Origin of the sequence: Paraburkholderia sp., from assembly GCF_035656215.1 — a bacterium.
Classification (GTDB): Bacteria; Pseudomonadota; Gammaproteobacteria; order Burkholderiales; family Burkholderiaceae; genus Paraburkholderia.
Window position 1 is genome coordinate 21,057 of record NZ_DASRSY010000465.1, and the last position, 6,235, is coordinate 27,291.

Genomic DNA, 6,235 nt, shown 5'->3' on the forward strand with positions numbered 1-6,235 from the left:
GCTGCGGTGGCACACGCACGGGGACCAGATGCTATGATGAACTGTACGGATTTCACGACTCCATGCGCATAATCCTGATCACCGGTATTTCCGGCTCCGGCAAGTCAGTTGCCCTGAACGCACTTGAAGACGCAGGCTACTACTGCGTCGACAATCTGCCGCCGCGTTTTTTGCCGCAACTGGCCAACTATCTCGCCGACGACGGCCAAGAACGCCTCGCGGTAGCGATCGACGCGCGCTCGAGCGCTTCGCTCGACGAAATGCCCGCGATGATCCGCGACCTCTCGCGCGCCCACGACGTGCGCGTGCTCTTCCTGAACGCAAGTACGCAGTCGCTGATTCAACGTTTTTCCGAAACGCGCCGCCGCCATCCGCTGTCTGGTTCCACCGCGCATGATGCGGACGTCGGCTTGTTGACGTCGCTCGCCGAAGCGATCGAACGCGAACGCGAACTCGTGGCGGGCCTTGCCGAATTCGGTCATCAGATCGACACCAGCAATCTGCGCGCGAACGTGCTGCGTGCATGGGTCAAACGGTTTATCGAACAGAAAGATGCGGGGCTCGTGCTGATGTTCGAATCCTTCGGCTTTAAACGCGGCGTGCCGCTCGACGCCGATTTTGTTTTCGACGTACGCATGCTGCCGAACCCGTACTACGATCATGAATTGCGGCCGCTCACGGGCCTAGACAAACCGGTAATTGATTTTCTCGATGCGCTGCCGGTCGTGCATGAAATGATCGGCGACATCGAAAAATTTCTCGTCAAATGGCTGCCGCATTTCCGTGACGACAACCGCAGTTATCTGACCGTCGCGATCGGCTGCACGGGCGGCCAGCACCGCTCGGTGTTCATTGCGGAGACGCTTGCCGCGCGTCTCGCAACTTCGGCGAATGTCATTGTGCGGCACCGCGATGCGCCGGTTCATGCCGGCGAATCATCGAAGTTAGTGGCTTAACCGGCCGCGTCGCGCGGCCTCAACTCGAAGCGTTGCGCCATGTCTTTTTCTACTGTGCTTGCCGATGTGCCGCTGTTTCCGCTGCATACGGTGCTGTTTCCCGACGGCCTGCTGCCGCTGAAAATCTTCGAAGCGCGCTACCTCGATATGGCGCGCGATTGTCTGCGTGAAAAAACACCGTTCGGTGTGTGTCTGCTCAAAAGCGGCGCAGAAGTTGCGCGCGACGAAGAGCCTTCGGTGCCCGAAGCAATTGGCTGTCTCGCCGAAATCGAAGAGTGTGATGTCGAAGCCTTCGGCATGCTGCTGATTCGGGCACGCGGCACGCGGCGGATTCGCCTGCTGTCGCATCGCGTGGAAAGCAGCGGCTTGCTGGTCGGCATGGCCGAACCGCTCGGAGAAGACATACCCCTCGAGGGCAATGAGCAGCTGGCCAAATTCGGCGCCTGCGCAGAAGTGCTCGAACGGATCATCGCGACGATCCGCGAGCGCGACCCGGACAGCTTGCCGTTCGCGGAGCCGTTCAGGCTGGAAGATCCCTCATGGGTGTCGAACCGGCTCGCGGAAGTGTTGCCAATCGCCCTTCGTGCAAGGCAAAAGCTGATGGAATTGCAGGACGCAGGCGCGCGACTCGACCTGGTTCACCACTATATGCAGCAGCATCAGTTGCTTTGATTCGACGTGCTTTTGCCCGGATTTGCTACAGCAGCGAACCGTGCAGACTATTCAACAGTTTGCGCACCGGTGCGGGTACACCGAACGAGTCGAGATCGCTTAACGCGACCCATGCGGTGTCCGCGTCGCCTAGCGCAGCCAATGCCCCTACGCCGCGATCCAGTTCAGCGAGCCGCGGCTCGATATCCAGCTTGAAATGCGTAAAGACGTGCGTAAGCGGCGCGAGTGGTGAGATCGCTCCGTCACCACCGAAGGCGCGCGCACGATCTGCGAGTGCAGCTTCGCCGGTGGCTTCGGGCAGGCTCCACAAGCCGCCCCAGATGCCTGACGGCGGACGCCTTTCCAGCATCACGGCGTTACCGTCGCGCAGCACCAGCATCCATGTGCGACGCGTCGGCACAGCTTTCTTCGGCCGTGCGGTGGGCAGTTCACGCTGACGTCCCGTCACGTTCGCCACGCAGTCGACGGCGAACGGGCAGCGCAGGCAGTCCGGCTTGCCTCGCACACACAATGTTGCGCCGAGGTCCATCAGGCCTTGCGTGTACGCGCTGACACCAGCGTCCGATACGTTCGACGGCAGCAGCGATTCCGCCAGCGTCCACATCGCGTTCTCGACTTTCTTTTCACCCGGAAAGCCTTCGACGCCAAATACACGCGCCAACACGCGCTTCACATTGCCATCGAGAATTGTGGCACGCGCGCCGAATGCGAAAGAGGCGATCGCCGCCGCCGTCGAACGGCCGATGCCCGGCAATTCTGCGAGCTCGTCGGCCGACGCGGGAAACGCGCCGCCATGCTGCTCGACCACCACCTGCGCGCAGCGGTGCAGATTGCGTGCACGCGAGTAATAGCCCAGGCCGGCCCACAACGCCATCACGTCGTCTGTCGGCGCGGCGGCGAGCGAGGCAACATCCGGACAACGCGCAAGAAACTTTGCGTAGTACGGAATCACCGTCGATACCTGAGTCTGCTGCAGCATGATTTCCGACAGCCAGATGCGATATGGGTCGCGCGTATTCTGCCATGGCAGATCGTGACGGCCATGCTGGCGTTGCCATGCAATCAGCCGCGCGGAAAAATCGGACATGACCGGGAAAGCAGGCGCAGCGGACGGCGCGGACGGGCTTAAACGAGAAGGCATTGAGAATTTAGCGCTGGCAGGTGGGACAGAAATACGTAGAACGCTGCCCCTGCACGATCTGTTTGATCGGCGTTCCACACACGCGGCATGGCAGCCCCGCGCGATCATAGACGAAATAGTCGAGCTGGAAGTAACCGCTTTCGCCATCGCTGCCGACGAAATCGCGCAGCGTGCTGCCGCCCTTCTCGATCGCTGCGGCAAGCGTGACGCGCACTGCGTCCGCCAGCAAATCGTAGCGCACAAGCGAGATGCGGCCCGCTGCAGTGGTGGGCCTGATACCTGCGCGAAAAAGACTTTCGGACGCGTAGATATTACCCACGCCGACCACGATCTCCCCCGCCAGCAATGCCTGCTTCACCGACACCTTGCGCCCGCGCGTGAGCCTGTGCATCAATGCGCCGGAGAACGCCGGCGAAAACGGCTCGACACCGAGGCTCGCAAGCAGCGGGTGCTCGAGCACGTCGCCTGCTTCACGCGGGTGCCACAACACCGCGCCAAAGCGCCGCGGGTCGCGATAGCGCAAAATGAATTCATCGAAAATCCAGTCGACGTGATCATGTTTCGCTGCGGCCGGCGGATGCGGCACATGGCGCAGCACACGCAGCGTGCCGGTCATGCCCAGATGCACGATGAACCAGCCGGCGTCGACTTCGAACAGCAGATACTTGCCCCGCCGCTCAACCTTACGTACCACGCTGCCGCGCAAGGTTTTCGCAAGGTCCGCCGGAATCGGCCAACGCAGCGCAGGCGTACGCACATCGACGCGTTCAACCTTGCGGCCGGACACATACGGTTCGATTCCCCTTCGGGTAACCTCAACTTCTGGCAACTCTGGCATGTCTAACTGGTCTGCAACTTGCGTGAGTGGTTGTGCGCTTATTGTAGCGAGCGCGTTACAATCGTCCGAAACATTGAACGGATTTCCATGAACTTGTCCTTCGTGAAGCTGTTTTCGAAACGCCCGGCTAGCGCATCCCGCGTGCCGCACGCCGTATCCGCTCGACGCATGCTCGGTGCCGCCGCACTCGCCGTCTGGGCGCTGGCCGCCGTGCCCGCGCACGCGCAGGATCCATCGCCAGGCTCGGATGACACGTCCGTCACCCTGCCGGATCCGCTCGGCCCGGCGACGGCGGAAGACCAGAAGTCTCTGCCGGGCGTGCCGCTGTCCAGCCAGATCGTATTTCAGGTGCTCGCCGCTGAAGTCGCCTTGCAACGCGACCAGCCGGCGCCCGCCTACCAGACATACCTCGCGCTCGCGCGCGACACGCACGATCCGCGCATGGCGCAACGCGCCACGGAAATCGCGCTGGCCGCGCAAAGCCCGTCGGATGCCTTGGCCGCCGCGCAATTGTGGCAGCAGTATGCGCCGGATTCGGGACGCGCCGCGCAACTCGACGCGTCACTGCTCGTGCTGTCCGGCAAGCCTGACGACGCCGAGCCGATCCTCGCCCGTGAACTCGCGAGAGTACCCGCGGACAATCGCGGTAGCGCGATTCTGGCGCTGCAGTTGCTGCTCTCACGCGGTCCGAACCGGATCGGCGGCTTGCATGTGCTGCAAGACCTGCTGAAAAACGACCTGAACCGGCCGGAAGCGCAACTGGCCATCGCACGCCAGCAGCTCGTTTCCGACGACGCGCCGGGCGCGCGCAAGTCGCTCGAACAGGCGCTCACGCTCAAGCCGGATTATTTGCCGGCCGCGCTGATGCTGTCGCAGATGGGCCCGGAGGAACGCAAGGAAGGTATCGCGTCGCTCGAAAAGTACGTGCAGCAGAATCCGAAATCGCATGACGCGCGTCTCGCGCTCGCGCAGATGTACCTCGCGAGCGACCGTCTGGACGACGCGCAGAAGCAGTTCGAGATCATGCACAAGAACAACGCGGCCGACCTCACGCCGCTGATGGCGCTCGCGCTGATCAAGATCCAGCAGAAGAATTTCAACGACGCGCAAACTTACCTGACCCAGTACGCGCAGCAAGCTGAAAAAACGCCGGGTGCCGATCCGGGCCAGGCGTATATCTATCTTGCGCAACTGTCGCTCGAGCAGAAGAACGAAGCGGCAGCCGGCGACTGGCTGAACAAGGTCTCACCGTCGAGCCAGCAATACGTGCCGGCGCAGATCACGCGTGCGCAATTGCTCGCCAAGCAGGGCAAGTCTGACGACGCGCGCAAGCTGCTGGCCGGTTTGCAAACACCCGATCCGCGCGACCAGGCGCTGATTGCACGCACCGACGCCGCCATTCTGTTCGACGCGAAGCGCTACCCGGAGGCGGAAACACGCCTGCAGCAAGCCACAGCGAATTTCCCGGACGATCCCGATCTGACCTACGACTACGCCATGGCCGCCGAAAAGACCGGCCATTACGATGTCATGGAAGCGCAACTGCGTAAGCTGATCCAGACGCAGCCCGACAACCCGCAGGCGTACAACGCGCTCGGCTATTCGCTGGCCGATCGCAATCAGCGCCTGCCGGAAGCGGACAAGCTGGTCGAGAAGGCCTCGTCGTTGGCGCCGAACGACGCCTTCATCATGGACAGCGTCGGCTGGGTCAAGTACCGGATGGGCGATACGTCGGACGCAATCAAGCTGCTGCGCCAAGCTTATGACCTCCAGCCGAACGCCGAAATCGGCGCGCACCTCGGCGAAGTGTTGTGGAAAACCGGAGCGCAGGATCAGGCGCGCGCTGCTTTCCGCGACGCACGCAAGCTTGAACCGGACAACGACACGCTGGTTAAAACGCTGCAACGACTTCAGGTGAACGATCTTTGATGCGTCTTTCCCGCTTGATCTCCTATCCCCGGGCGCCGCGTGGCGCGGCGCTCGGACTCGTAGCGGCAGCGGTTGTCGCGTTGGCCGGTTGTGCATCGGTGAAGCCGCAGGGGCCGTCCACGTCGAATGCGGCGACGTCCGTCACTGCGCAGACCACGCGCGCTTATCAGGGCCGTTTCGCGATCCAGTACAACGATCAGAACGGCCAGCAACGCAATGCCTATGGCAACTTCACCTGGCAGGAAACGGGTGACACGGTCACCCTGCAATTGCGCAATCCGCTCGGCCAGACGCTGGCGATCGTGACTTCGTCGCCAGCTTCGGCCACGCTCGAACTGCCGAACCGCCAACCGCTTACCGCCGACAATGTCGCCACGCTGATGCAGAACGCGCTCGGGTTCTCGCTGCCGGTCGAAGGGCTGCGCTACTGGCTGCAGCCTTCGCCGGCGCCGACTTCGCGCGCCAGGACCGAGAAGGATCCGGAACAGCCCTCACGTCTGAAGCAGATCACGCAAGACGGCTGGACGATCGATTACCTGGCCTATGCCGACGCGCCGGCCACCGGCGTGAAGCGCCTGAATCTGAGCCGTTCGGAACCGCCGCTCGACATCAAGCTCGTGCTGGATCAGTAGCCGCGTCTGTTCGCGTAACCCTTGCCGCTTCTTCGGCGCCGCTATGGCGCATGTAGCCCTGACTCAT

General features: G+C 62.5%; 6 protein-coding genes. 4 read left to right on the forward strand and 2 right to left on the reverse strand.

Going from position 1 to position 6,235, the window contains the following annotated elements:
* Window positions 1–62 precede the first annotated feature (62 nt).
* Together rapZ and VFE81_RS27315 are read left to right on the forward strand one after the other, a co-directional pair.
* Window positions 63–956 carry an RNase adapter RapZ gene (gene rapZ, locus VFE81_RS27310; RefSeq protein WP_325047565.1) on the forward strand — a complete coding sequence of 298 codons (894 nt, stop codon included), beginning with the start codon at window positions 63–65 and terminating at the stop codon, window positions 954–956.
* Window positions 957–995: 39 nt separating this feature from the next.
* On the forward strand, window positions 996–1,628 hold the full coding sequence (locus VFE81_RS27315) for an LON peptidase substrate-binding domain-containing protein (protein WP_325047566.1): 633 nt from the start codon (window positions 996–998) through the stop codon (window positions 1,626–1,628).
* 25 nt (window positions 1,629–1,653) lie between these two features.
* Here the strand turns inward: VFE81_RS27315 and mutY are convergent, their stop codons facing one another.
* Window positions 1,654–2,769, reverse strand: a complete 1,116-nt coding sequence (mutY, locus tag VFE81_RS27320; RefSeq protein ID WP_414695670.1) for an A/G-specific adenine glycosylase — start codon at window positions 2,767–2,769, stop codon at window positions 1,654–1,656.
* A gap of 7 nt (window positions 2,770–2,776) precedes the next feature.
* Entirely contained in the window at window positions 2,777–3,607 is an 831-nt protein-coding gene (mutM, locus tag VFE81_RS27325; RefSeq protein WP_325047568.1) for a bifunctional DNA-formamidopyrimidine glycosylase/DNA-(apurinic or apyrimidinic site) lyase, read from the reverse strand.
* Window positions 3,608–3,694: 87 nt separating this feature from the next.
* On the opposite strand from mutM, the gene VFE81_RS27330 reads away from it, so the two are divergent.
* Both VFE81_RS27330 and lolB read left to right on the forward strand, forming a co-directional pair.
* A complete protein-coding gene (locus tag VFE81_RS27330; RefSeq protein ID WP_325047569.1) occupies window positions 3,695–5,536 on the forward strand; it encodes a tetratricopeptide repeat protein in 1,842 nt (613 codons plus the stop codon).
* Window positions 5,536–6,168: a lipoprotein insertase outer membrane protein LolB gene (gene lolB, locus VFE81_RS27335; protein ID WP_325047570.1), complete on the forward strand. Its 633-nt coding sequence runs from the start codon at window positions 5,536–5,538 to the stop codon at window positions 6,166–6,168. Before VFE81_RS27330 ends, lolB begins: the two co-directional genes overlap by 1 nt.
* Window positions 6,169–6,235: the final 67 nt, after the last annotated feature.

Coding starts and splice junctions, on each gene's coding strand:
- mutY (WP_414695670.1), bottom strand. CDS start 2,769: ATGCCTTCTCGTTTAAGCCCGTCCGCGCCGTCCGCTGCGCCTGCTTTC.
- VFE81_RS27315 (WP_325047566.1), top strand. CDS start 996: ATGTCTTTTTCTACTGTGCTTGCCGATGTGCCGCTGTTTCCGCTGCAT.
- rapZ (WP_325047565.1), top strand. CDS start 63: ATGCGCATAATCCTGATCACCGGTATTTCCGGCTCCGGCAAGTCAGTT.
- lolB (WP_325047570.1), top strand. CDS start 5,536: ATGCGTCTTTCCCGCTTGATCTCCTATCCCCGGGCGCCGCGTGGCGCG.
- VFE81_RS27330 (WP_325047569.1), top strand. CDS start 3,695: ATGAACTTGTCCTTCGTGAAGCTGTTTTCGAAACGCCCGGCTAGCGCA.
- mutM (WP_325047568.1), bottom strand. CDS start 3,607: ATGCCAGAGTTGCCAGAAGTTGAGGTTACCCGAAGGGGAATCGAACCG.